At 58.7% G+C, this 20,807-nt stretch carries 26 protein-coding genes, 1 tRNA gene and 1 pseudogene; 4 read left to right on the top strand and 24 right to left on the bottom strand.

Annotation, left to right across the window (positions count from 1 at the left end):
- The first annotated feature begins 119 nt into the window (after positions 1–119).
- Positions 120–1,058: a helix-turn-helix domain-containing protein gene (locus KHY18_RS11395; protein ID WP_213299549.1), complete on the top strand. Its 939-nt coding sequence runs from the start codon at positions 120–122 to the stop codon at positions 1,056–1,058.
- 46 nt (positions 1,059–1,104) lie between these two features.
- Here the strand turns inward: KHY18_RS11395 and KHY18_RS11400 are convergent, their stop codons facing one another.
- From KHY18_RS11400 to KHY18_RS11410, 3 genes are read right to left on the bottom strand one after another with little or no spacing between them, the layout of a single operon-like run.
- Complete coding sequence (locus KHY18_RS11400) at positions 1,105–1,767, bottom strand: BON domain-containing protein (RefSeq protein WP_213299553.1); 663 nt, start codon at positions 1,765–1,767, stop codon at positions 1,105–1,107.
- Positions 1,764–2,372 carry an SIS domain-containing protein gene (locus tag KHY18_RS11405; RefSeq protein WP_213299556.1) on the bottom strand — a complete coding sequence of 203 codons (609 nt, stop codon included), beginning with the start codon at positions 2,370–2,372 and terminating at the stop codon, positions 1,764–1,766. Before KHY18_RS11405 ends, KHY18_RS11400 begins: the two co-directional genes overlap by 4 nt.
- Before the next feature lie 49 nt (positions 2,373–2,421).
- Positions 2,422–2,832 carry a YraN family protein gene (locus KHY18_RS11410; RefSeq protein ID WP_213299559.1) on the bottom strand — a complete coding sequence of 137 codons (411 nt, stop codon included), beginning with the start codon at positions 2,830–2,832 and terminating at the stop codon, positions 2,422–2,424.
- Between KHY18_RS11410 and rsmI the strand changes: the two genes are divergently transcribed.
- A complete protein-coding gene (gene rsmI / locus KHY18_RS11415) occupies positions 2,832–3,761 on the top strand; it encodes a 16S rRNA (cytidine(1402)-2'-O)-methyltransferase (RefSeq protein ID WP_213299562.1) in 930 nt (309 codons plus the stop codon). The genes KHY18_RS11410 and rsmI overlap by 1 nt on opposite strands.
- A gap of 78 nt (positions 3,762–3,839) precedes the next feature.
- Here rsmI and KHY18_RS11420 read toward each other — a convergent pair.
- Positions 3,840–4,148, bottom strand: a pseudogene (locus KHY18_RS11420) (transposase); the annotation flags it as partial.
- A 439-nt stretch (positions 4,149–4,587) separates the two neighbouring features.
- Here KHY18_RS11420 and KHY18_RS11425 point away from each other — a divergent pair.
- Positions 4,588–7,062: a hypothetical protein gene (locus tag KHY18_RS11425; protein WP_213299564.1), complete on the top strand. Its 2,475-nt coding sequence runs from the start codon at positions 4,588–4,590 to the stop codon at positions 7,060–7,062.
- Positions 7,063–7,435: 373 nt separating this feature from the next.
- Here the strand turns inward: KHY18_RS11425 and KHY18_RS11430 are convergent, their stop codons facing one another.
- From KHY18_RS11430 to KHY18_RS11525, 20 genes are all read right to left on the bottom strand, one after another.
- Positions 7,436–8,692, bottom strand: coding sequence for an Hsp70 family protein (locus KHY18_RS11430; RefSeq protein ID WP_213299567.1), 1,257 nt, complete (start codon positions 8,690–8,692; stop codon positions 7,436–7,438).
- 115 nt (positions 8,693–8,807) lie between these two features.
- Positions 8,808–8,884, bottom strand: a tRNA-Met gene (locus KHY18_RS11435).
- 24 nt (positions 8,885–8,908) lie between these two features.
- Complete coding sequence (gene rplQ, locus KHY18_RS11440; RefSeq protein WP_213299570.1) at positions 8,909–9,298, bottom strand: 50S ribosomal protein L17; 390 nt, start codon at positions 9,296–9,298, stop codon at positions 8,909–8,911.
- A 222-nt stretch (positions 9,299–9,520) separates the two neighbouring features.
- On the bottom strand, positions 9,521–10,513 hold the full coding sequence (locus KHY18_RS11445; RefSeq protein ID WP_159911552.1) for a DNA-directed RNA polymerase subunit alpha: 993 nt from the start codon (positions 10,511–10,513) through the stop codon (positions 9,521–9,523).
- Positions 10,514–10,625: 112 nt separating this feature from the next.
- Complete coding sequence (gene rpsD, locus KHY18_RS11450) at positions 10,626–11,249, bottom strand: 30S ribosomal protein S4 (RefSeq protein WP_213299572.1); 624 nt, start codon at positions 11,247–11,249, stop codon at positions 10,626–10,628.
- A gap of 89 nt (positions 11,250–11,338) precedes the next feature.
- Complete coding sequence (gene rpsK, locus KHY18_RS11455; protein WP_159911550.1) at positions 11,339–11,743, bottom strand: 30S ribosomal protein S11; 405 nt, start codon at positions 11,741–11,743, stop codon at positions 11,339–11,341.
- An 18-nt stretch (positions 11,744–11,761) separates the two neighbouring features.
- On the bottom strand, positions 11,762–12,127 hold the full coding sequence (gene rpsM, locus KHY18_RS11460; RefSeq protein WP_159911549.1) for a 30S ribosomal protein S13: 366 nt from the start codon (positions 12,125–12,127) through the stop codon (positions 11,762–11,764).
- Between the two features lie 21 nt (positions 12,128–12,148).
- The gene (gene rpmJ / locus KHY18_RS11465) at positions 12,149–12,262 is read right to left on the bottom strand and encodes a 50S ribosomal protein L36 (RefSeq protein WP_003050535.1); all 114 of its coding nucleotides are present in this window, start codon (positions 12,260–12,262) and stop codon (positions 12,149–12,151) included.
- Positions 12,263–12,392: 130 nt separating this feature from the next.
- Positions 12,393–13,712 carry a preprotein translocase subunit SecY gene (secY, locus tag KHY18_RS11470; protein ID WP_213299574.1) on the bottom strand — a complete coding sequence of 440 codons (1,320 nt, stop codon included), beginning with the start codon at positions 13,710–13,712 and terminating at the stop codon, positions 12,393–12,395.
- A gap of 23 nt (positions 13,713–13,735) precedes the next feature.
- Positions 13,736–14,167, bottom strand: a complete 432-nt coding sequence (gene rplO, locus KHY18_RS11475) for a 50S ribosomal protein L15 (RefSeq protein WP_159911547.1) — start codon at positions 14,165–14,167, stop codon at positions 13,736–13,738.
- A gap of 11 nt (positions 14,168–14,178) precedes the next feature.
- Positions 14,179–14,361, bottom strand: coding sequence for a 50S ribosomal protein L30 (rpmD, locus tag KHY18_RS11480; protein WP_213299577.1), 183 nt, complete (start codon positions 14,359–14,361; stop codon positions 14,179–14,181).
- Between the two features lie 11 nt (positions 14,362–14,372).
- A complete protein-coding gene (rpsE, locus tag KHY18_RS11485; protein ID WP_119558610.1) occupies positions 14,373–14,891 on the bottom strand; it encodes a 30S ribosomal protein S5 in 519 nt (172 codons plus the stop codon).
- A gap of 15 nt (positions 14,892–14,906) precedes the next feature.
- Complete coding sequence (gene rplR, locus KHY18_RS11490) at positions 14,907–15,272, bottom strand: 50S ribosomal protein L18 (RefSeq protein WP_213299580.1); 366 nt, start codon at positions 15,270–15,272, stop codon at positions 14,907–14,909.
- Positions 15,273–15,283: 11 nt separating this feature from the next.
- The gene (rplF, locus tag KHY18_RS11495; RefSeq protein ID WP_213299583.1) at positions 15,284–15,817 is read right to left on the bottom strand and encodes a 50S ribosomal protein L6; all 534 of its coding nucleotides are present in this window, start codon (positions 15,815–15,817) and stop codon (positions 15,284–15,286) included.
- Positions 15,818–15,843: 26 nt separating this feature from the next.
- On the bottom strand, positions 15,844–16,239 hold the full coding sequence (gene rpsH, locus KHY18_RS11500; RefSeq protein WP_159911544.1) for a 30S ribosomal protein S8: 396 nt from the start codon (positions 16,237–16,239) through the stop codon (positions 15,844–15,846).
- Positions 16,240–16,259: 20 nt separating this feature from the next.
- Entirely contained in the window at positions 16,260–16,565 is a 306-nt protein-coding gene (rpsN, locus tag KHY18_RS11505) for a 30S ribosomal protein S14 (RefSeq protein WP_119558614.1), read from the bottom strand.
- Positions 16,566–16,573: 8 nt separating this feature from the next.
- Positions 16,574–17,113 (bottom strand): 50S ribosomal protein L5, encoded by a 540-nt coding sequence (rplE, locus tag KHY18_RS11510; protein ID WP_159911542.1) that lies wholly within the window; start codon positions 17,111–17,113, stop codon positions 16,574–16,576.
- A 10-nt stretch (positions 17,114–17,123) separates the two neighbouring features.
- A complete protein-coding gene (gene rplX / locus KHY18_RS11515; RefSeq protein ID WP_213299587.1) occupies positions 17,124–17,444 on the bottom strand; it encodes a 50S ribosomal protein L24 in 321 nt (106 codons plus the stop codon).
- An 11-nt stretch (positions 17,445–17,455) separates the two neighbouring features.
- A complete protein-coding gene (gene rplN / locus KHY18_RS11520; protein WP_119558617.1) occupies positions 17,456–17,824 on the bottom strand; it encodes a 50S ribosomal protein L14 in 369 nt (122 codons plus the stop codon).
- 390 nt (positions 17,825–18,214) lie between these two features.
- A complete protein-coding gene (locus KHY18_RS11525) occupies positions 18,215–19,810 on the bottom strand; it encodes a glycerol-3-phosphate dehydrogenase/oxidase (RefSeq protein WP_213299590.1) in 1,596 nt (531 codons plus the stop codon).
- A gap of 221 nt (positions 19,811–20,031) precedes the next feature.
- On the opposite strand from KHY18_RS11525, the gene KHY18_RS11530 reads away from it, so the two are divergent.
- The gene (locus KHY18_RS11530) at positions 20,032–20,799 is read left to right on the top strand and encodes a DeoR/GlpR family DNA-binding transcription regulator (protein ID WP_213299593.1); all 768 of its coding nucleotides are present in this window, start codon (positions 20,032–20,034) and stop codon (positions 20,797–20,799) included.
- Positions 20,800–20,807 lie beyond the last annotated feature (8 nt).

Here is a 20,807-nt window from a genome sequence, read left to right on the forward strand (position 1 = left end):
CGCCTATTCGCCCTGGATTCACTGTAGATTCAGACGCGAATGGCTATCATTCATTTCTTAGGCGATACGGATTCTTTGTTTGGCACTCCGGAGCGCGCCATGCACCCGAAGGAGTACCCATGACTTACCGCATCGACGCCGCCGACATCGCAGCCCCGGCGCGCCGGGGACTGGGCAACTGGTGGCGCGCGCAGCTGCCCGATGCGCTGGGCCCTTGCACCAACGACCTTTGCCGGCTCGACGACGGTCTGGCGCTGGCCTATGCCGACTACCGCCCGCGCCACGACCTGCTCGAAACCAGCGCCATAGACCGCGACTGCCGCGCGCTGACCATCACCGTGGCGCTCGAGGGCGCATCGAGCACCGTCGGCAGCGACGGCCAATGCTTCGAGTTCATCGCCGGCCACAGCACCGTGGCGGCCTTTGCCAGCGCGCGCGCCGTGCGCCGCTTTCCCGCCAATCGCAGCACGCGCCAGCTGCGCCTGATCGCCGATGAATCGCTGCTGCGGCGCTACCGGCTCGAACACCTGCTCGATGGCGTCGCCGACGACCAGCGCGCCCGGCACCTGTTCTTCGGCCGGCACGACGCCGCGACCCGACAACTGGCGCAGACGCTGGTGCATCTGCATGGCCGCGACGGCAGCATGCTCGACCTGCAGATCGCCGCGCTGAGCCTGCTGGCGGCGCAGACGCGGGCGCTGCTGCCGCCGCCGGCGCTCACCCCGGGGCGGCTGCGCCCGCAAGACCAGCAGCGCATGCTCCAGGCGCGCGATATTCTGCTGCAGCAATACGGCCAGGCGCTGACCATCGCCTACCTGTGCACGACGGTGGGGACCAACGAATTCAAGCTCAAGCAGGGCTTTCGCGAACTGTTCGGCACCAGCCCCCATCGCATGCTCACCGACATCCGCATGAAGAAGGCCTGGGAGCTGCTGGAGTGCGGCCTGCGCGTGTCCACGGTGGCCGACCGGGTCGGCTATCGCCACCTGTCGAGCTTCAGCGCCGCGTTCGAGCGCCACTATGGGCGCACGCCCAAGTCCGTGGCCGGCGCCGGCTGAAACAAAAACAGCCGGCATGGCCGGCTGTTTTCTGGAGCGATGGGAATCAGGGCGCGACCGTGGGCGAACTGTCGGTCGTGACCGGCGCCTGCTTGGGCTGGTAGCGCGCCAGGTCGTCTTCCGACACCACTTCGAACACGCGCACCACCTTGACCACGTCATTGACGCCGCGCGCAATTTCGGCCGCGCGCTTGGCTTCGCGCGGCGTGACGATGCCCATCAGATAGACCACCTTGTTCTCGGTCGTCACCTTGATGGCCGACGCCTGAATATCCTTGGCGTCCATCAGGCTCGCACGCACCTTGCCGGTGATGAAGGTGTCGCCCGAACGCTGGCTCAGCGTCGCGGTGAACGGCGCGACCACGGCCTCGTTGACCACGGCACGCACGTTGTCGACGGACTCGACCAGGCGGCCCAGCGTCTGTTTGTCGGTCTCATTGCCCACTTCGCCGGTCAGCAGCACCTGGCGGTTGTAGCTGGTCACGTTGATGCGTGCCTTGTCGCCCAGCGTCTCGCGAATGCGGCTCGCGGCCTTGACCTCGATGCTCTCGTCTTCGACCTGGGTGCCGGCCGTGCGCCGGTCCACTGCCACCAGCGTGCCCGCGACCATGCCGCCACCCACGACCAGCGGAACGCAGGCGGACATAGCGCCACCGAGCAACACAACGGCCAGCGAGGAACAAACGGCACGACGGATCTTGAACTTCATAAAGGCATCTCCTGTTCACCTAACAACTGGGCATCCACGCCATCGCACAGGCAGTGCAGCACCAGGGCATGCACTTCACGCACGCGCGCCGCGCGGTCATGCGGCACGCAGATCAGCACATCGGTCTCGCGCATGCGCGCTGCCAAAGTGCCGCCGGTACGGCCGCTGAGCACCACCGCCATCATGTCGCGCTCGTGCGCGGCTTCAACGGCTTCGAGCGCGCAGGGATCATTGCCGGTCACAGACAACACCAGCAGCAGATCGCCCGCCTGGCCCAGCGCACGCACCTGGCGCGCCAGATAGTGCTGGGCATTGCCCCCGCCGCCCGACAGCGGCAGGCTGCCCAGCAGCCCGCCTTGCGCGCTCAAGGCGAGTGCGGCCAGTTCGGGACGGTCGCGTTCGAACCCCGTCACGCACAGCGATGCGAACATCTGCGCGTCGGTGACGGAAGGGCCGCTGCCGCAGGCCAGGACTTTGCCGCCACTGGTGACGCAGGCCAGCATGGCCTGCACTGCGGAAGCGATGGGAAGACTCAACGCCTGCGCGGCCTGATACTTCAGATCTGCGCTGTCGATGAAATGCTGTTGGATACGTTGCTCTAGCATGGAGGCCCGATGATACCTGCGAGGCTACAAACCTTTTGCCATTGCACGGTTACCCGACCTGACCGTCGCTGTCGAAGGCCGCGCGCAGCCATTGCAGGCCCGCGGCGTCGAGCAGCACCACGTCGAAGCGGCAAGGCGGCGGCGCAGGCCAGCGTTGCAGATAATGCCGGGCCGCGCACACAATATGCGCCTGCTTGGCGGCGCCGATGCTGGCGCCCGCGCCGCCATAGCCCGCGCGGCGGCGGCGGCGCACTTCGACAAACACCAGCGTGCCCTCGGCATCGCGCATGATGAGGTCAATCTCGCCACCGCCACGCCCGGGCGTCCGATAATTGCGCTCCACCAGACGCAGGCCTGCGGCCTGCAGACAGTGCAGCGCCTGGTCTTCACCGGCCTGGCCCAGTTGCCGGGTGGTGGACGGCGCAGCGCCCGCTGCGCCCGGATTTTTAAGGAAACCCATTGAGTGCCTCTTTCGCCTCTGCACTGAGCGCTGCCCACGACGCAGCCTCGGCGCAACATTACCCGCAAGGCGCCCTGTATGTGGTCGCCACCCCCATCGGCAACCTCGCCGACATCAGCCTGCGCGCGCTGCATGTGCTGCAGATCGTCGACAGCGTCGCCTGCGAAGACACGCGCCACACCCAGGGCCTGCTGCGCTCCTACGGTCTGGAGCGCCCCGGCAGCCAGCTGCTGGCCCTGCACCAGCATAACGAAGCCGAGGCCGCGCAGCAGGTAATTGCACGCCTGCAGCAAGGTCAGCGCCTGGCCTATGTGAGCGACGCCGGCACGCCTGGCGTCAGCGACCCCGGCGCCCGCCTGGCCGCGGCGGTGCAGGCCGCGGGCCTGCGCACCATCCCCCTGCCCGGAGCCAGCAGCATCACCGCCGCGCTGAGCGTCGCGGGTGCCGTGGCACCGTCGCAGGCCAGCAGCGGTTTTCTGTTTGCGGGCTTTTTGGCCAGCAAGCAGGCCGAACGCGCCACCCAGGTCCAACAGCTGGGCCAGGAAGCGCGCTGCTGCGTGCTGCTCGAAGCCCCGCACCGCATAGGCGAACTCGCCCAGGCCCTGGCCGTGCTTGGCCCGCGCCCGGTCACGCTGGCGCGCGAGATCACCAAGCAGTTCGAGGAAATCGTGACCCAGCCCGCAGACCAGCTGCCGGCCTGGCTGGACGGCTCGCCCCAGCGCTCACGCGGTGAATTCGTGGTCGTGCTGCATCCCGTCGCCGTGCAGGAAGACAGCGCTGAAGGCCTGCGCGTGCTGCGCCTGCTGCTTGCCGAACTCCCGACCAAGGCGGCAGTGCGCCTGGCTGCGGACATCACCGGTGCAGCGCGCAATGCGCTCTATGAGGCAGCGCTGCAAATCAAGCGCGAAAGCGCTTGCAAAGACGAATAGCCAGCGCAGTGCGATCGCGCTGGACTGGGTACTCCGGTTGACCGCAGCCCTGCGCCGGCTGCGGCGAAGTGCCAATATTTCTGCGGCGTACTCCACGGCTTCCTTGAGGATTTCGTTCTCCAGGGTCTTCTTGCCAAGCACGCGCTGAAGCTTGGCGATTTCCGCCCGGGCCGCGGCCAGCTCTGATGCCGATACGACTGCTTCACCAGCGGAGACAGCGGTCAAACCACCTTGGCGCTCGAGCTTGCGCCACTGGAACAGCAAGCCAGCGGAGACGCCTTCCTGGCGAGCAACCAACGACACGCTCATGCCTGGCTCGTAGGTGCGGCGCACCAGCGCCGCCTTCTCAGCGACGGACCAACACCTGCGGCGCTGATCCGTCACCACTGCCTCTACTGACTCCCTAGCGCAATTTCGTGCGAACCTGAAGCAGCGTGTCACGTCAAGCACGCAACTACCGCTCGCCCTGAGCCTGTCTGGGCGACCCCGTCTGAGCGACCCCGTCGAAGGGCGGTTCAGAGCGCAATCAGAGGGGTATCTCAAGTCAGCGCGAAACCGCTCTAGTCATATGCACAGTCCTGTTCCTATCTCTAAAGATAAGCGACAGGGCGGGGCGGTGAATCATGGGGCGATCTCTGCAAGCCCTGGCGCCAGCGTGCTGCTGCGCGAAACGCTTGGGCACTGGGAGCAATACAAAACACATTTCAAATAAAACAAAACCCAAAAGTCAATGAGAAAATTGTAATTTTTTGCATCTTAGCAAAAACCTATTGAAATAAGATTTCAATTTATTTAAACTAATTGTTTGATTAAATTCTTATTCATCATGTCTGACTTCGATAGCAAACCAATCAACCCATTGGACTTGTGCCGCTCGCTAAAACCTCCAGTTACGCTAACGCCTGCGCTTACCCAGCAGCAGCCGGCTACATTCCATCCGCAAAACAATGCTCAGTCTTTTGGGCAGACGTTGAATAACGCTGGACAGCAGCCCACTCCACATTTCATGCCTTTGCATGTTACTTCACAGTCGCCGCAGGGGCCTGTGCAGCAACTGACTCAGCATAATCTGATACCGCAACAAGCGAATCAACAGCTTCCATCCCCGCTCAATAATTTCCAGCCCCAGATGAATCAGCCGATTCCTCAGCAGCCCCAGATGAATCAGCCGATTTATCAGCAGCACCAGATGAATCAGCCGATTTATCAGCAGCACCAGATGAATCAGCCGATTTATCAGCAGCACCAAATGAATCAGCCGATTTATCAGCCGATTTATCAGCCGATTTATCAGCAGCACCAGATGAATCAGCCGATTTATCAGCCGATTTATCAGCAGCCCCAGATGAATAAGCCGATTTATCAGCCGATTTATCAGCCGATTTATCAGCAGCACCAGATGAATCAGCCGACTCATCAGCAGCCGACTACAGTCCCTTCGCCAATGAATACTCAGTCTTTGGGGCTGACATCGAATAACGCTGTATCGCATTTTTCGCATGGTACTTCACAGTCGCTGCAGGGGCTTGTGCAGCAACTGACTCAGAAAAATCTGATACCGCATCAAGCGCAACAAGCGCATCAACAGCTTCCACCCCTGCTGAATAATTTGCAGCCCCAGATGAATCAGCCGATTCAGCAACAGAACCAGCAGCAACCAAAACAGGCGGAGCTGGATTTCTATCAGCGACTGAGTGAAAATCAAAAGCGGCACGAAAATCGCCATGAGACAGTCGAAAATTCCCACTCCGATGGAATAAGTTCAACGTATGTCTACGAAAAGATTTTGCAGAATAGCCAATTGAATCAACAGAACGGAATATCTATCACAGTGCATAGCAATGCAGATACTGATTCTTTTTCATCCAGAAGGGTTTCAGGGATGATTATACCACAAGACAGTACGGATATTAAACGAACCAAACTTGTAAAGGGTAAAACAAGTGACGATTCGCTGCAACAAGGCAATGACTCCAAAGATCAATCCAATAGAAAATATGCAATAAAAAACGAGCCTTATAAGCCAAAAACACTTTTGGAAAATAAAAATCTGAAGCTGAACCTAGAATTCTTAAAGTCAAAAGAATTCAAGGAAAACAACAAGCTGCTTAATACTTCAACAAAAATCGCCGATGATGCTGAAAATAAAAATAAACCTGAAACAGAAAATCATTCTGCGAAAAAACCAACTAAATTTTCAAAAAAAGGAATGAAGAAAAAAGATTTATTAGAAGCACAGGAAGCACAAATCAAGCAAGAAAAGATCAAATATATTATCGACATCAGTAATGCAGCAATTGAAAATAACAATGAACTGAAAAAATATGATCTTTACAAACCTTTGAAGGAAGACGCGAGCTTGCCTGAAACGCTAGTTCATCTTTTGGAATTAGGCAAGCTCATGGCTGCATATTATCAGGATCCAAATAATGAGAATCATAAGGATGACAAATCGGATAAATTTAGTTATCTTCACTGTTTATTTTTAGACAGCTACATTAAATTTGCCAAACACCCAGCGCATTTTGAAAATCCGAATGCAAAAGACTATTTTGGTGATTTCACATCTTTGGATGCATTTGAACTCAGTTACAGACACAGAAAATTCAACTTCAATCTATTTGAAAGAATTTATATAAAAATTTTTTTTGATGATCAAACACTGTCGACTGACGCCCCAACAGGAGCGTGGCGTTCATATGATTACTTACTGGTCATGAGTCACAAAAACCCTTGTGGATTTCCCGAATCAGCTATCAAAGAGTTGAGAATAACGGCGACTGACTACGGTTATCTTAGCAGGTTAATTCATCTTCACTCTGTACGATTGAAATGCAAAAATACAACCACTGCTGAAAAAATTGATCAAACACGACCTTTAGACTTCATGATGGAAAGAACCAATAATGAAGACCTAAAAAAAGTTATTCTCAAAAAAATGAAACTCGACAAAACAACTCCTCTAGAAGAAGACAAAGACATCGAGAACAACTTAGAAAATAAATCCGGCTACAACGCCATGTTACAACTCAATACTTTCGAAGACGGGCAATTTGAAACTTGGAAAACAGCTATTTTAAAGCAAGCTGCTGACCTGGAAAAATGGGCTAATCCACAGAAAAATGCTGCAGGCGACACGAAGGGTAATGAAGAAAGTGAACCGAGCGCCGATTCAGAAGAAACGGTCCTTCTAAATGCGCAGCCAGTACGTGATCAGATACCACAAGATGATGAGAATTTGCAAGCAGACTCAGCAATGGTGGAGTTGAGTGGGCAAAATCCACAGATGGATGACTTCTAAGCTGAAAAATTGATAGCGGCAATTTTTGGTGCCAGCGCTTGGCTGGTTGCACAGGCTCCCTAGGGAACCTCCGCACCCATCATCGCGTGCATCTGCGGGCTCAGGCGGTCTGCGTCATTTCGAATCCTCGCGATGGCTATGGCTATCGCTGCGTCTTGTACCGCGCAGCGCACCCTTGCCGCTCGATGGATGCAGAGTCCCTGATGCAGATCTCGGTCATATGCTTGGTTACAAACACGGTAGATCTTGCAAAACACATGGGCCATGTCACGAGTCCCGGTCATGCCAGATGACGGGTTCGTGGCTTTACGCTGGCCGGCTGCTCAGGGTCGATACTGTCAATGGTCAGCAGCGCCCACACTCTGCTGAATTTTCAAGCCTGCGTATAAGCCAGTCCCGAAGCCACGCCGCCGAACAGGTCGCCTTCGACCTGCGGCGTATCGGGGAAGGCCGCGCGCAGTGCGCTGCGCAGCGGCCGCAGCGCCGACGAGCCACCCGTGAGATAGATCGCATCGAGCGCCTGCGCCGTGACGCCGGCGCGGCGCAGGCATTCCTCGGCACAGGCCACGACGCGCGCCAGCGCGGGCTGCAGATGCAGATCCAGCGCCTCGGGCGTGGCCTCGGCCTGAAGCTGGTTTTCCAGCCAGCCCAGGTCCAGCGTCTGCGCGCTGCCGGTCTGCGACACCGCAATCTTGCCCTGCTCCATGGTGTTCGCCAGGCGGTGACCCAGGCGCTCTTCGAGCACCGTCATCAGCCGCGCATGCAGGCGCTCGTCCTGGTAATCGGTGCGCAGGTTTTGCGCTTCGCGCACCGCCTTGGCCGTATACAGCCACTGGATCAGATGCCAGGTCGACAGATCGAAGAACACCCGGCTGGGGACTTCGCGCCCGCTCTTGCCATGGTGGCGCAGGCCCAGCAGCGGCTGCAGCAACTCCAGATTGAGCCGCTGGTCGAAGTCGGTTCCACCGATGTGCACGCCGGTGGTCGCCAGCACGTCGACGCTGCGGTCGGGATGCGCGATGCGGTCCGGCCCCAGGCGCACGACCGTGAAGTCGGACGTACCGCCGCCGATGTCGACCACCAGCACCACCGACTCGCGGTCCAGGCGCTGCTCGTAATCGAGCGCCGCGGCAATCGGCTCGAGCTGGAACTGCACTTGGGCAAAGCCCGCGCGGTGCGCGGCTTCGCGCAGCGCGCTTTCGGCCAGCGCGTCGCGCTCCGGGTCGTCATCGACAAAATACACGGGCCGGCCCAGCACCACGCGCTCGGGCATCTGGCCCAATTCCTTCTGGGCGCGGGTCGCGAGGTGGCGCAGAAACAGCGCGATGATGTCCTGGTAGCTGACCAGGTTGCCGTGCACCACGGTCTTGTCCTGCAGCAGCGCGCTGCCCAGCAGGCTCTTGAGCGAGCGCATCAGCCGCCCTTCCTCGCCTTCGAGGTATTGGCCCATCGCGTCGCGGCCGTAATGGGTGCTCAGTTCTTCGGCGTGGAAAAACAGGGCCGTGGGCATGGCCAGCATTTCGCCTTCAAGCGGAATGAGGCGGGCCGGATTGGGTCCGACGCGCAGCGCCATCGCCGAGTTGGAAGTGCCGAAATCAATGCCAAGGGTGCTGGGGAACGAAGAAGTCATCAATCAGAGGGCCGCAATATAAGTGCGCGCAGAGAAGGTGAACACCGGTTGCAGCCCGGCAGGAAAGCGGGGCGCAAAAACAAAAACGCCCACTGAAAAGTGGGCGTTGAATGTTTGGTTGCGCGAGAAGGATTTGAACCTCCGACCTTTGGGTTATGAGCCCAACGAGCTACCAGACTGCTCCATCGCGCGGTATTTAGTTATTGTACAGCAGATTTAGGCTGCTGCGTCAGAAGTTTGCACTTCTGGGCTGCGTTCAACCAGCTCAACGTAGGCCATGGGGGCGTTATCGCCCACGCGGAAGCCCATCTTCAGGATACGCGTGTAGCCACCGGGACGGGCGTTGAACAGGGGACCCAGAACGTTGAACAGCTTGGTGACGCTGTTGCGGTCGCGCAGGCGGTCAAACGCCAGACGGCGGTTGGCGACGGTGTCAACCTTGGCCAGGGTGATCATGGGCTCGATCACGCGGCGCAGTTCCTTGGCCTTGGGGACGGTGGTCTTGATGGCTTCGTGCTCGATGAGCGAATTCATCATGTTCTGCAGCATCGCCAGGCGGTGCGAAGAAGTGCGGTTGAGTTTGCGGAGGCCGTGACCGTGGCGCATGGTGCTTTTTCCTTGATATTTAATTAAATCGGGCAGCCGGATAAGGTACTGCCCGAGGCACTGCCCACCAAAAGGCGGGATGCAGATTATAGCTCAGAGTGTCCAATTCGTCCCTTGAGAGGTCGTTGCGTTGCCTTGCCGTGCAATTTGCACTGTCTGCGGCAACACGCCTAGTCTCAAGCGCAAATCTATCGATTTGCTGGGCCGCCTTGGCCCCTCTTTTTAACGCTTGTCCAGGCCGGCTGGCGGCCAGTTTTCGAGCTTCATGCCCAGCGTCAGACCGCGGGAAGCCAGGACTTCCTTGATCTCGTTGAGCGACTTGCGACCCAGGTTGGGGGTCTTGAGCAGCTCGTTTTCGGTACGCTGAATCAGGTCGCCGATGTAGTAGATGTTTTCGGCCTTCAAACAGTTGGCCGAACGCACCGTCAGTTCCAGCTCGTCCACAGGACGCAGCAGGATAGGATCGAAGCTGGCGTTGTTACGCGGAGCTGCGCTGCCCGTGATGCCTTCCAGATCGCCGCCTTCGAGCTGTGCGAACACAGCCAGTTGCTCGACCAGGATCTTTGCCGAAGCGCGCACTGCGTCTTCCGCGGTGATGGCACCGTTGGTTTCGATTTCGACCACCAGCTTGTCGAGGTCGGTACGCTGTTCGACACGTGCACTTTCCACCGTGTAGCTGACGCGCTTCACAGGGGAGAACGATGCGTCGAGCACAATGCGGCCGATCGACTTGGTGGACTCATCGCCATAGCGACGCACATTGCCCGGCACATAGCCACGGCCCTTTTCGACCTTGATCTGCATGTCCAGCTTGCCGCCTTGCGACAGGTTGGCGATGACATGATCAGGGTTCACGATTTCGACATCGTGCGGGGTCTGGATATCGCGTGCAGTGACAACGCCTTCGCCATCCTTGCGCAGGCTCAGAGTGACTTCGTCGCGATTGTGCAGCTTGAACACCACGCCCTTGAGGTTCAGCAGGATGTTGACCACATCTTCCTGAACGCCGTCGATCGAGGAGTACTCATGGAGCACGCCGGCAATCGTGACTTCCGTCGCTGCGTAACCCACCATGGACGAGAGCAGCACACGGCGCAGGGCATTGCCCAGCGTGTGGCCGTAACCACGCTCGAACGGCTCAAGTGCGACCTTGGCACGGTTGTGGCCAAGTTGTTCGACATTGATTGCCTTGGGTTTCAGCAAATTGGTTTGCATGCAGACTTCCTCTCAATACCCCCGGCTCGTTACACCGGTAAGGCTGGTGAAGCGCCTAAACCGCGATGCCTCGCGGTTCAGGGACGGTTTTAGCGAAAATTAGCCGGAAAAATCAACGCGAATACAATTCAACGATCAGGGATTCGTTGATGTCTGCGCCGAATTCGTCACGGTCAGGAGCCTTCTTGAAGGTTCCTTCTGCCTTGTCCAGGCTGACTTCGACCCAAGCGGGGAAGCCCACTTGTTGAGCCAGTTGCAGGGCTTCGACGATGCGAGCCTGCTTCTTGGACTTTTCGCGCACGGCAACGACGTCACCAACCTTGACCAGGTAGGAAGCGATGTTGACCGAGTTACCGTTCACGGTGATCGCCTTGTGCGACACCAGTTGGCGGGCTTCTGCACGCGTGGAGCCGAAGCCCATGCGGTACACGACGTTGTCCAGACGGCTTTCCAGCAGCGTCAGCAGGTTTGCACCCGTGTTGCCCTTTTTGCCATCAGCAGCTTCGAAGTAGCGGCGGAATTGCTTTTCCAGAATGCCGTACATGCGCTTGACCTTCTGCTTTTCACGCAGTTGCAGACCGTAGTCCGAAGTGCGCTGGCCAGAAGTGCGGCCATGCTGGCCGGGCTTGGTGTCAAACTTCGACTTGTCCGCGATCGAGCGACGTGCGCTCTTCAGGAACAGGTCGGTGCCTTCACGGCGGGAAAGTTTGGCCTTAGGGCCGATATAACGTGCCACGTGATCTTCCTTGTGTCATCTGCCGCAAAACAATTGCGGGAGCCACCTGCTTGGCCAAGCCATGCAGGTGGCGGTGGGCTTATAAAAAATTAGATACGACGACGCTTTTGAGGGCGGCAGCCGTTGTGCGGCACTGGCGTCACGTCCGAGATGGAAGTGATGCGGATGCCCAGGGCGCCCAGAGCGCGCACCGACGATTCGCGACCAGGACCGGGGCCCTTGATTTCGACGTCGACGTTCTTGATGCCTTGTTCAATCGCTGCACGACCAGCAACTTCGGAAGCCACTTGAGCTGCGAAAGGCGTCGACTTGCGCGAGCCCTTGAAGCCTTGGCCACCCGACGAAGCCCAAGACAATGCATTGCCCTGGCGGTCAGTGATGGTGATGATCGTGTTGTTGAACGACGCGTGCACGTGAGCGATGCCGTCAGAAATGTTCTTGCGAACCTTCTTGCGCACGCGCTGTGATGCGTTGTTTGCGGGAGATTTAGCCATAGTGATCTTTCAATCTCTTTATTTCTTCAAAGCCGCTGCACCCTTACGCGGACCCTTGCGAGTACGCGCATTTGTGCGAGTGCGCTGGCCGCGCATGGGCAGGCCACGGCGATGACGGAAACCGCGATAGCAACCGATGTCCATCAAACGCTTGATGTTCATCGTTGTTTCGCGACGCAGGTCACCTTCGATGGTGAACTGTGCAATCGCATCACGGATTTTTTCGAGATCGCCATCCGTCAGATCTTTGATCTTCTTGGAATATGCGATTTCGCATGCTTCGCAAATCTTGCGAGCGCGGGTACGACCGATACCATAAATAGCGGTCAGGCCGATTTCAGCATGCTGATGCGGCGGAATATTAATGCCAGCTATACGTGCCATATGCGTCCTCTATACTTTCAATCAACCCTGGCGCTGCTTATGGCGCTGGTCTGTGCAGATCACACGCACCACACCCTTGCGGCGGATGATCTTGCAGTTGCGGCAGATTTTCTTGACCGAAGCCGAAACTCTCATTTCATTCTCCTAAAACTTTGCATCCGTTCCGGCCAATCTGCACGGAACTCGTGGCGTCCCTACGTGGGACAAATCTACTAACTCTGAGCTGGAGGCTCCGGGCATCGCCCAAAGCCTCCATAACCTTTTCTCAAGTGCCCGGCGTAGCCTTGAAGTTCGCTTTTTTGAGGAGCGACTCGTACTGCTGCGACATCATGTAGTTCTGCACCTGTGCCATGAAGTCCATGGTCACCACCACAATAATCAGCAGTGATGTACCACCGAAGTAGAACGGAACGTTGTACTTCAGGATCATGAACTCGGGCAGCAGACAGACAAACGTGATGTAAACCGCGCCAGCCAAGGTCAGGCGAACCAGGATCTTGTCGATGTAGCGTGCTGTGTGCTCACCTGGACGAATGCCCGGAATGAACGCACCGCTCTTCTTCAGATTGTCGGCTGTTTCCCGGCTGTTGAAGACCAGGGCCGTATAGAAGAAGCAGAAGAAGATGATGGCAGCTGCATAAAACATCACGTAGACCGGCTGACCAGGGGTCAGGGCACCAGCAATGTCACGCAACCAACGCATCGACTCTCCCGCGCTAAACCAGTTCACCACCGTGGCAGGCAACAAGATGATCGAGGAAGCGAAGATGGGAGGGATGACCCCGGCCATGTTCAGCTTCAGTGGCAAGTGCGAGGACTGACCACCATAAACCTTGTTACCTACTTGACGGCGTGCGTAGTTCACCAGGATCTTGCGCTGCCCCCGCTCGACGAACACGACGAAATACGTCACGCCAGCCACCACGAGAACAATGAAGATCGCAGCCAGAATGCTCATCGCACCGGTGCGCACCAGTTCCAGCAATCCACCAATCGAGCTGGGCAAGCCTGCGGCAATACCAGCAAAGATAAGGATCGAGATACCGTTGCCCAGACCACGTTCAGTGATCTGTTCACCGAGCCACATCAGGAACATGGTGCCAGCTGTCAGGCTGACCACCGCCGTGAGGCGGAAGCCCATACCTGGGCTGAGCACCAGCCCTGCCGAGCTTTCCAGAGCCACTGCAATCCCAAGGGACTGAAAAATTGCCAAGGCCAAAGTGCCGTAGCGGGTGTACTGGGTAATCTTGCGACGACCCGATTCACCTTCTTTTTTCAGCTGTTCGAACGTCGGGACGACATAAGTCATCAGTTGCATGATGATCGATGCCGAGATGTACGGCATGATCCCCAGTGCGAACACCGTGAAACGCGAGAGCGCTCCACCCGAGAACATATTGAACAGATTGAGAATGCCGCCCTGCTGGCCATTGAACAGCTGCTGCAGCTGCGCTGGGTCGATGCCCGGCACGGGGATATGTGCCCCGATTCGGTATACGACCAGCGCAAGCAACAGAAAAACCAGCCGACGACGCAAATCGCCGAATTTTCCGGTTTTTGCAATTTGAGCTGCGCTAGTAGCCACGGATGTCTTCTTTCAGAACTTAATCAGGCCACGTTGCCACCGGCAGCTTCAATAGCTGCCTTGGCACCCGCTGTAGCAGCAATACCGTTCAGCTTGACAGCCTTGGTGATTGCGCCGCTCTTGATGACCTTAACGACTTTGGCGATTTCGCCGACCAGGCCAGCCTGCTTGAGGGCAGCCAGATCGACTTCGGCCAGACCGAGTTGCTCGAGAGCAGTCAGAGTCACTTCTGCATTGAACTTCAGCAGATGCGACTTGAAACCGCGCTTGGGCAAGCGGCGTTGCAGAGGCATTTGACCGCCTTCGAAGCCTACCTTGTGGTAGCCGCCCGAACGCGATTTTTGACCCTTGTGGCCACGGCCGGCAGTCTTGCCCAGGCCGGAACCGATACCGCGACCAACGCGGCGCTTGGCGTGCTTGGAGCCGTCTGCAGGCTTGATGCTATTGAGTTCCATCATCAATCCTTTCAGAGGACCTTGACCAGGTAGCTGATCTTGTTGATCATGCCACGCACGGCTGGGGAGTCTTGCAGCTCGCTGATGCTATTGAGCTTGCGCAGACCCAGGCCGCGAACGGTGGCGCGATGCGATTCCTTGGTGCCGATAGGGCTGCGCACCAGTTGAATCTTGACAGTTTGTTGCGTCGTCATGTGGACTCCAATCAGGCGAAGATGTCTTCGACCGACTTGCCGCGCTTCGATGCCACTTCCGAGGGGGTAGTGGAACGAGTCAGGGCGTCTAACGTGGCGCGAACCATGTTGTAAGGGTTGGACGAACCATGGCTCTTGGCCACGATGTCCGTGATACCCAACACTTCAAACACAGCGCGCATCGGGCCGCCAGCAATGATGCCGGTACCCTTGGGAGCGGGAGCCATCATGACGGAAGCGGCACCGTGGTGACCGTTAACCATGTGATGGATCGTGCCGTTCTTCAGGGACACCTTGATCATGTTGCGGCGAGCTTCTTCCATCGCCTTTTGCACGGAAGCAGGCACTTCTTTCGACTTGCCCTTGCCCATGCCAACACGGCCGTCACCGTCGCCAACCACGGTCAGTGCAGCGAAGCCGAGGATACGACCGCCCTTCACAACCTTGGTGACGCGGTTGACCGCGATCATTTTTTCGCGCAGACCGTCGTCACGACCTTCGTCTTGCACTTTGGGGGAAAATTTAGCCATTTTTATCCGCTCCGCTTAGAACTGCAGGCCAGCTTCACGGGCTGCGTCGGCCAAAGCCTTGACGCGGCCGTGGTAAGCGAAACCTGCGCGATCGAATGCAACCTTCTCGACACCAGCAGCCTTTGCCTTTTCAGCAATACGCTTGCCGATCAGGGACGCTGCGGCCGCGTTGCCACCCTTGCCCGAACCGCCGAGCGACGTGCGCACTTCGGCTTCGGCAGTGGAAGCGCTGGCCAGCACCGTGGTGCCGTCGCCAGAAATCACGCTGGCGTAGATGTGGAGGTTCGTGCGGTTCACGCTCAAACGCGCCACGCCTTGCTGTGCAATGCGGATGCGGGTCTGACGTGCACGACGGAGACGCTGCTCTTTCTTGGTCAACATATTGCAGCTCCTTATTTCTTCTTGGTCTCTTTGATCGTGATCTTTTCGTCCGCATAGCGGATACCCTTGCCCTTGTAGGGCTCGGGTGGACGAACAGCACGGATCTCAGCGGCCACTTGGCCCACGACCTGACGGTTAGCACCCTTGATCACGATTTCGGTCGGGATCGGGGTAGCCACCGTAATGCCGGCGGGCATGTCGAAGTTCACGGGGTGCGAGAAACCGATGGCCAGGTTCAGCTTGGAACCCGAGGCAGCGGCCTTGAAGCCCACGCCTACCAGCGTCAGCTTCTTCTCGAAACCCTTGGTCACGCCGTTGACCATGTTGTTCACCAGCTGACGCTGGGTACCACTCATGGCGTTGGCTTCACGGGAGTCGTTGGCGGGCTCGAAAGAGAGCTTGCCGTCGGCATTGGTCACAGTGACCAGTGCGTTTTGGGCCAGCGACAGAGTGCCGCCAGTGCCCTTGACACTGATTTGTGCATCATTGATGGACACATCCACGCCAGCGGGGATGGTCACAGGCATTTTTGCTACGCGAGACATTTCAGTATTTCTCCTTCAATGTCACGTTAGGCCACATAGCAAAGCACTTCGCCACCGACACCGGTAGCACGTGCTTTACGATCGGTCATCACGCCTTGGGGGGTGGTAACGATTGCCACGCCCAAGCCATTCATGACTTGTGGAATTGCATCACGGCCCTTGTACACGCGCAGGCCGGGACGGCTCACGCGCTCGATGCGCTCGATCACGGGGCGACCCGCGTAGTACTTCAGGGTGATTTCGAGTTCAGCCTTGCCGTCTTCGGTTTTCACTTGGAAACCGTCGATATAGCCTTCATCTTTCAGCACCTGTGCGATAGCAATCTTCACTTTGGAAGAAGGTGCCGTCACGGTGGTCTTTGCGACCATTTGTGCATTGCGGATGCGGGTCAGCAAGTCAGCGATGGGATCACTCATGCTCATGTTTAATCTCTCCTGCTTGCTTACCAGCTGGCCTTGGTGACACCGGGGATGTCGCCTGCGAAAGCCAGTTCACGGATCTTTGCGCGTGCCAGACCAAATTGGCGGAACGTGCCACGTGGGCGACCGGTGATTGCGCAGCGGTTACGTTGACGTGTAGGGTTTGCGTTGCGCGGGAGCTTTTGCAGGCCCAGGCGGGCTGCATCACGCTCTTCGTCGCTACGCTTTGCGTCGCCGGCGATGGCCTTCAGCTCGGTGTACTTGGCAGCGTACTTGGCTGCCAGTTTTTCGCGCTTCAGTTCGCGCTGGATCAATGCTACTTTTGCCATGCGCTACCTCAGTTCTTGAACGGGAAGCGGAAAGCGGCGAGCAGTGCCTTGCACTCTTCGTCGTTCTTCGCAGTAGTGGTGATGCTGATATTGAGACCGCGCAGTGCGTCGACCTTGTCGTACTCAATTTCAGGGAAGATGATCTGTTCTTTGACGCCAACGTTGTAGTTGCCGCGACCATCGAACGAACGGCCCGAAATACCACGGAAGTCACGCACGCGGGGCAGAGCCACGGTGACGAAACGGTCCAGGAATTCGTACATCTGAACGCCACGCAGGGTCACCATGCAGCCAATTGCTTGGCCTTCACGGATCTTGAAACCAGCGATAGCCTTCTTGGCCTTGGTCACCACGGGCTTTTGACCAGCAATCTTGGTCAGGTCAGCCACAGCGTTGTCCATCACCTTCTTGTCGGCCACGGCTTCGCTCACACCCATGTTCAGGGTGATCTTGGTCAGACGGGGCACTTCCATAGTGGAGGTGTAGCCGAACTTTTCTTTGAGTTCAGCCGCGATTTTTTCGCGATAGAGTTTTTGCAGTCGTGCCATGTTTTACCCCTTAGGCCGCCTTGATTTCAGCGCCGCTGGACTTGAACACGCGAACGCGCTTGCCGTCTGCGCCGAGCTTGATGCCCACGCGGTCGGCCTTGCCAGTAGCTGCATTGAAAATAGCCACGTTGGATTGGTGAATAGGCATAGCCTTTTCCACGATACCGCCAGTGGTGCCCTTCATGGGGTTTGGCTTGACGTGCTTCTTCACGAGGTTGATGCCATCGATCAACACGTAAGAATCGTCCTTGCGCAGCGCCACGACGCCTTGCTTGCCCTTGTCACGGCCAGTCAGCACGATGACTTGGTCGCCCTTGCGAATCTTGTTCATTGCACTTTCCTTTAGAGAACTTCAGGTGCCAGGGACACGATCTTCATGAACTTTTCGGTACGCAATTCACGCGTCACGGGTCCGAAGATGCGAGTGCCGATGGGCTCAAGCTTGGCGTTGAGCAGAACTGCTGCATTGCCGTCAAATTTAACGAGCGAACCGTCAGCGCGGCGAATACCCTTCGCCGTGCGCACGACCACTGCACTGTAAACCTCGCCTTTTTTGACGCGGCCACGTGGAGCAGCTTCTTTAACGCTCACCTTGATGATGTCGCCAACACTTGCATAGCGACGCTTCGAACCACCCAGCACCTTGATGCACAGGACGGACTTAGCGCCGGTGTTGTCGGCAACCTCTAACCGAGATTCTGTTTGGATCATTTCAATATTCCCAACTTGCACCAGCTTGGACAGCCCCAGAGTACTTCTCAAGGGCTGCGACCAGCCAGTCAGTCTTGGGCCCGTCGTCCACGCCGCAAACCATTTTGCGACGCTTCCCGCTGGGCAGAAACCTCACGCATTAAACGTGAAGCATTCGATTCTCGCAGGATTTCCTTTGCACGTCAACCGCTTAGCCCATTTTGCCGGCCCAAAGTTGCGGGTCGGCACCGACATGTGCGGCGCAAATGCAACAGAGGCCGGCGGCGACCTCTGCAGACTGCGAAAACGCTATGAAATCAGTAGCTTGCAAGGCTTGTCCAGCCTTGCTGACCGATTGCATAAAGTGAGCATCTCAAATCCATCGAACTTGAGGCGCTCACATTTTTGACATCACTGCGGACGTGGCAAATACTGGTGCGCCAGCGACTGGAATGCGGTCAATCCCGCATCGCGGCCCAGCTCTTCCTCGATCAGGGCCGCGACGCGCGGTGCGATCGATGCCGCGCGCTGGGCGTCGAGGAACAGCAGGCGGCTGCGGCGTGCGAGCACGTCCTCGACGCTGCGCGCATATTCATGGCGCACCGCGAAGCGCACCATGGCTTCGCTCAGGCCTTCGACCAGCCAGACATCGGCGCCGGGCAGCGCGGCGACGGCCGCAGCCTCGGTGCCGTACGAGTGCAGGCCCTGGGGCGCGTTCATGCCCTTGAGCACTTCCCCGGCCGCCGGAGCGCCGACCAAAGGCAGATTCACCGTGACGCCGCCCGCGCGCTCGGGCAACTGGCCCGTGGCAAAGCATTCGCTCAGCACATCTTCGGCCATCGCGCGGTAGGTGGTCCACTTGCCGCCGGTCACGGTCACCAGGCCCGAGCGGCTGCTCATCACCGTGTGCTCGCGGCTGATCTTCTTGGTGTTCTCGCCATCGTCGTCCTGGGGCTTGACCAGCGGGCGCAGGCCCACCCAGACGCTGCGCACATCGTTGCGCGTGGGCTGGCGCACCAGGTACTTGCCGGCTTCCGACAGAATGAAGTCGACTTCCTCGGGGAATGGCAGCGGCTCGCGCGCCAGGTCGTTGCGCGGCGTGTCGGTCGTGCCCAGGATCACCTTGCCCAGCCATGGCACGGCGAACAGCACGCGGCCGTCGGCGGTCTTGGGAATCAGCAGCGCGTGGTCGGTGGGCAGGAATTCGCGGTCCACGACCACATGCACGCCCTGGCTGGGCGCGACCATGGGCTTGACTTCGCGACCCAGCGCCTTGCCGTCGAGCTGGCGGAACAGATCGACCCAGGGGCCCGTGGCATTCACCACACACTTGGCGCGCACGCGATAGACCTTGCCGGTTTCCGCGTCTTCGCAGACCACGCCCGTGACCTTGCCGTCTTCGTGCAGCAGTTCCTTGGCGGGGCAGTAATTGACCAGCAGCGCGCCCTTGGCCGCGGCGGTACGCGCCAAAGCGAGCGCCAGGCGCGCATCATCGAACTGGCCGTCCCAATACTTGACGCCGCCCTTGAGGCCCTGGGTGCGCGCCGTGGGCAGCAGCGAAACGGTCTTGTCGCGGCTCAGGAACTCGGTCGCGCCCAGGCCGGCCTTGCCGGCGAGCGCGTCATACATCTTGAGGCCCGCGCCGTAGAACGGCGTGTCGAGCAGGCGGTACGACGGCATGACGAAGGCCAGGCGCTGCGCCAGATGGGGCGCGTTGCGCAGCAGCGTCGTGCGCTCGTGCAGGGCTTCGCGCACCAGCGCGATATTTCCCTGCGCCAGATAGCGCACGCCGCCATGCACCAGTTTGGTGGCGCGCGACGACGTACCTTTGGCAAAATCATGCGACTCGAGCAACAGCACCTTGAAGCCCCGCGCCACCGCGTCCAGCGCCACGCCCAGGCCCGTGGCGCCACCGCCGATGACCGCCAGGTCGTAGACACAAGGCTCGGCCAGCCGCGCCAGCAAGGCGGCGCGGTCCGTGTCCAGGGGAAGCGAAGAAGTTGTCATAAGCGGGCTTACCAGCGAGGTTGGGTGAAAATCGGGCGGCGCAGACCGTGGGCGCCGCGCGCCCGTCGAGGGCAAAACAGCAGCGGGAACAATGTGCGTCACAATCAATGGCGTAATTTTCGCTCTTTTTGTTTCGTTTTTGTGAATAACATGTCCACATGAGCGCGTTTTGATTCGAAATTAGTTTTTAACCTACAGCCAAATTCGCACCAGGAAGCAGCGTGAACCACTCCAACCCCCGCCAACTCCAGTTGCTCGACGCCGTGCGCCAGCAGCAATCCGCCACGGTGGAGCAACTGGCCGTCGACCTCGGCGTGACCCTGCAGACCGTGCGCCGCGATGTGCAAAAGCTCGCCGATGCCGGTCTGCTGGTGCGCTTCCACGGCGGCGTGCGCGTGCCCAGCGCCACGGTCGAGAACCTGGCCCACCCGCAGCGCCAGGGCCTGCATGCCGACGGCAAGGCGCGCATCGCGCGTGCCGTCGCCCAGGCCGTGCCCAATGGCTGCTCGCTGATTCTCAACATCGGCACCACCACCGAAGCCATCGCCCAAGCGCTGCTGCAGCACCGCGGCCTGCGCGTGATCACCAACAACCTCAACGTCGCCGCCATCCTGAGCAGCAACACCGACTGCGAAGTCATTGTCGCCGGTGGCGTCGTGCGCTCGCGCGACCGCGGCATCGTCGGCGAGGCGGCCGTGGATTTCATCCGCCAGTTCAAGGTAGACATCGCGCTGATCGGCATCTCGGCCATTGAGGCCGATGGCTCGCTGCGCGATTTCGATCTGCGCGAAGTCAAGGTCGCCCAGACCATCATCGCCCAGTCGCGCGAAGTCTGGCTCGCCGCCGACCACAGCAAGTTCGAGCGCCAGGCCATGGTACAGCTGGCCACGCTGGCCCAGATCAACCGCCTGTTCACCGACGCCCCACCGCCACCCGACATCGTCCCGCTGCTCGCCGAAGCCGGCGTGCAATGCACCGTGGCCGTTTGACTCCCCGG

Source organism: Acidovorax sp. CCYZU-2555, assembly GCF_018413525.1.
Lineage (GTDB): Bacteria > Pseudomonadota > Gammaproteobacteria > Burkholderiales > Burkholderiaceae_C > Comamonas.

Excerpts from the sequence above, each read along its gene's own strand:
- KHY18_RS11395 (WP_213299549.1), top strand. The coding sequence starts at position 120 with ATGACTTACCGCATCGACGCCGCCGACATCGCAGCCCCGGCGCGCCGG.
- KHY18_RS11400 (WP_213299553.1), bottom strand. The coding sequence starts at position 1,767 with ATGAAGTTCAAGATCCGTCGTGCCGTTTGTTCCTCGCTGGCCGTTGTG.
- KHY18_RS11405 (WP_213299556.1), bottom strand. The coding sequence starts at position 2,372 with ATGCTAGAGCAACGTATCCAACAGCATTTCATCGACAGCGCAGATCTG.
- KHY18_RS11410 (WP_213299559.1), bottom strand. The coding sequence starts at position 2,832 with ATGGGTTTCCTTAAAAATCCGGGCGCAGCGGGCGCTGCGCCGTCCACC.
- KHY18_RS11425 (WP_213299564.1), top strand. The coding sequence starts at position 4,588 with ATGTCTGACTTCGATAGCAAACCAATCAACCCATTGGACTTGTGCCGC.
- KHY18_RS11430 (WP_213299567.1), bottom strand. The coding sequence starts at position 8,692 with ATGACTTCTTCGTTCCCCAGCACCCTTGGCATTGATTTCGGCACTTCC.
- rplQ (WP_213299570.1), bottom strand. The coding sequence starts at position 9,298 with ATGCGCCACGGTCACGGCCTCCGCAAACTCAACCGCACTTCTTCGCAC.
- KHY18_RS11445 (WP_159911552.1), bottom strand. The coding sequence starts at position 10,513 with ATGCAAACCAATTTGCTGAAACCCAAGGCAATCAATGTCGAACAACTT.
- rpsK (WP_159911550.1), bottom strand. The coding sequence starts at position 11,743 with ATGGCTAAATCTCCCGCAAACAACGCATCACAGCGCGTGCGCAAGAAG.
- rpsM (WP_159911549.1), bottom strand. The coding sequence starts at position 12,127 with ATGGCACGTATAGCTGGCATTAATATTCCGCCGCATCAGCATGCTGAA.
- rpmJ (WP_003050535.1), bottom strand. The coding sequence starts at position 12,262 with ATGAGAGTTTCGGCTTCGGTCAAGAAAATCTGCCGCAACTGCAAGATC.
- rplO (WP_159911547.1), bottom strand. The coding sequence starts at position 14,167 with ATGGAACTCAATAGCATCAAGCCTGCAGACGGCTCCAAGCACGCCAAG.
- rpmD (WP_213299577.1), bottom strand. The coding sequence starts at position 14,361 with ATGACGACGCAACAAACTGTCAAGATTCAACTGGTGCGCAGCCCTATC.
- rpsE (WP_119558610.1), bottom strand. The coding sequence starts at position 14,891 with ATGGCTAAATTTTCCCCCAAAGTGCAAGACGAAGGTCGTGACGACGGT.
- rplR (WP_213299580.1), bottom strand. The coding sequence starts at position 15,272 with ATGTTGACCAAGAAAGAGCAGCGTCTCCGTCGTGCACGTCAGACCCGC.
- rplF (WP_213299583.1), bottom strand. The coding sequence starts at position 15,817 with ATGTCTCGCGTAGCAAAAATGCCTGTGACCATCCCCGCTGGCGTGGAT.
- rpsH (WP_159911544.1), bottom strand. The coding sequence starts at position 16,239 with ATGAGCATGAGTGATCCCATCGCTGACTTGCTGACCCGCATCCGCAAT.
- rpsN (WP_119558614.1), bottom strand. The coding sequence starts at position 16,565 with ATGGCAAAAGTAGCATTGATCCAGCGCGAACTGAAGCGCGAAAAACTG.
- rplE (WP_159911542.1), bottom strand. The coding sequence starts at position 17,113 with ATGGCACGACTGCAAAAACTCTATCGCGAAAAAATCGCGGCTGAACTC.
- rplX (WP_213299587.1), bottom strand. The coding sequence starts at position 17,444 with ATGAACAAGATTCGCAAGGGCGACCAAGTCATCGTGCTGACTGGCCGT.
- rplN (WP_119558617.1), bottom strand. The coding sequence starts at position 17,824 with ATGATCCAAACAGAATCTCGGTTAGAGGTTGCCGACAACACCGGCGCT.
- KHY18_RS11525 (WP_213299590.1), bottom strand. The coding sequence starts at position 19,810 with ATGACAACTTCTTCGCTTCCCCTGGACACGGACCGCGCCGCCTTGCTG.